Genomic DNA, 2,381 nt, shown 5'->3' on the forward strand with positions numbered 1-2,381 from the left:
GGGGCATGCCTTGATGCTGAGGCGTTTCGGGTGCGAAGTGCCTGAGGTGGGCGTCAACTTCTTCATGTTTGTGCCCATGCCTTATGTGGACGCCTCCGCGTCCAACAAGCTGACAAGCCGTGCTCAGCGCGCCCTGGTGGCGGGGGCCGGCATCATGGTCGAAGCGTTCCTGGCTGTGCTGGGCATGGCTTTGTGGTTACTGATTGAAGACGGCTTCGTACGCGAGTTGGCCTTCACACTGATGAGCCTGGGTGGCCTGTCCACCTTGCTCTTCAATGGCAATCCGTTGATGAAGTTTGACGGTTACTTCGTGGCCTGCGATGCACTGGATCTGCCCAATCTGGCTCAGCGCAGCAGCAAGAGCAACGAGCGCATGTGGCAGCGCCTGGTGGCCAGCTTGCTGCGCATGCCCATTGAGCCCACGGCTGTCTCGGAGGTCGACAAGATCGAGCGTTGGCTGTTGCGGTTGTATGCGCCCGCTTCGTGGCTGTATCGACTGGGTATCAGCACCGTGATGGTGAACTGGGCTTCGGACAAGTCTTCCTGGATCGGCCTGGCCATCCTGGGCTGGATGATCTGGAGTCTCGTGTTGCAGCCTTGTCGCAACTGGGCTGACAGTGTGCTGTCGGCGCCGGGTTTCGAGTCCGTCCGAACCAGGGCTGTCTGGAGCGGGATGACCGCCCTCGTTGGCGTGCTGGCCTTGCTGGCCCTGGTGCCCATGCCCGCATCCATCGTGACGGATGGCGTGGTGTGGCTGCCGCCCGATGCGCAAATTCGCGCCACCAGTGACGCCGAAGTCGAGGCCATGCTGGCTCGCAGTGGGCAACGCGTGATGCCCGGTCAGCCCTTGATACGCTTGCGTGACCCGGCCTTGTTGACCGAACGAACCGTGGTGCTGGCGCAGATCGACGGTTCTCGGGCGGAATTGAACGCGGCGTTCGGTGTGGAGCCTTTGAAGGTCAGCAATGCGCAGCAGGCGCTGGCGCGTGACTATGCCCGGCTGGCCAAGATTGACGAGGACTTGTCCAGGCAGGTGCTGCGAGCGGTGCGTCCTGGCGAGTTCGTGTTGTCTCGTGAAGAGGATCTGGAGTCCAGGCAGGTCAGCCGTGGGCAGTTGCTGGCCTATGTGATGTCGGATGTGCCGACCGTGGTGCGCATGCTGGTGTCGCAGCGAGATATTGATGACGTGCGGGGGCGCTTGAAACAGGCCTCCGTGATCCTGGCTGAACGCCCAGGGATGCCTTTGCCGGCCAGACCATCTGGTGAGACCCCAGCGGCAGTGGAGCGGCTGCCATCAGCCTCTTTGGGCAACAAGCAAGGTGGCCCGATTGCCACCGACGCATCGGATCCCGATGGCATGAAACCCTCTGAACCGATGTTCGCGATGGACGTTGTATTGCAGGAGCGCGTGCCGCGTGCCGGTGGCCTGGCCAAGGTCAAGCTGGAGCTGCAGCCCAGGCCCTTGCTCCAGACCTGGGGCCAGCGTCTGAGGCAACTCTTCCTCAAGCATTTCTCGGATGTGAAAGGCATGGCGTGATGGCCATGCCGCGTCATCCAGAGGTTCGCCAGTGGTCGGATCGGATGACGCTCACGGGCACGCAAGTGCCCAGGCCGGGGCCCGTGCACGGTAGCTATCCGCTCAAAGACTTGTCTGTGCGGGCTCGGGGGGCGTGGATGGCCTGGTTGCAGGCCTGGTGGCAAGCGCCAGCGCACCCGACAACACGGCGCAATCAGCATTTCCTGCACGCTGTGCGCGATGCGCAACTGGCATGGCGCGATTTGAGCGAAGCCGCGCGAGAACAGCAACTTCAAGTGTTGAAGCAGCGACTGGGCAGCGAGGGCTTTACGCCAGCGCTGAGCGCATCAAGCTTTGGCTTGATTGCCGAGGTGGTGAGATCGAACTTGGGGTTCCAGTTGCATGACGTGCAATTGCTGGCAGCCTGGTGGATGTTGGGGCAGCGTCTGGCCGAAATGGCCACAGGCGAGGGCAAGACCTTGACCGTGTTCCTTACTGCTGCCACGGGCGCTTTGGCGGGCGTGCCGGTACACGTACTGACGGCGAACGACTACCTGGCCAGGCGTGACGCGCAGCAACTGAGCCCGCTTTATGCAGCCTTGGGCCTGACTGTGGCTTCCGTGACGTCGGCCAGCCTGCCGCACGAGCGCAAGCAAGCCTATCAGGCCGATGTGGTGCACGTGACGGCGAAGGAGGTGGCGTTCGATCACCTGCGGGACCGCGCTGCGCGCACGGTTGGTGACACGCAAGCGATCGTGCTGCGCGGGCTGTGTATGGCTGTGGTGGATGAGGCCGACAGTATCCTGATCGACGAGGCATGTACACCGTTGATCCTGGCGCGGGCTGCGGCCTTCAGATCCGCAGC

2 protein-coding genes are annotated in these 2,381 nt (G+C 62.8%); both read left to right on the forward strand.

Translation table 11 applies throughout. The features are described from left to right. On the forward strand, positions 1 to 1,537 hold a 1,537-nt coding region (locus EPO09_RS16215; protein ID WP_290644462.1), incomplete at its 5' end, for a hypothetical protein. Between the two features lie 5 nt (positions 1,538 to 1,542). Then, a partial coding sequence (locus EPO09_RS16220) for a DEAD/DEAH box helicase (protein WP_367200078.1) occupies positions 1,543 to 2,381 on the forward strand: 839 nt, incomplete at its 3' end.

It is taken from the genome of Aquabacterium sp., from assembly GCF_004297345.1.
Classification (GTDB): domain Bacteria; phylum Pseudomonadota; class Gammaproteobacteria; order Burkholderiales; family Burkholderiaceae_C; genus Aquabacterium.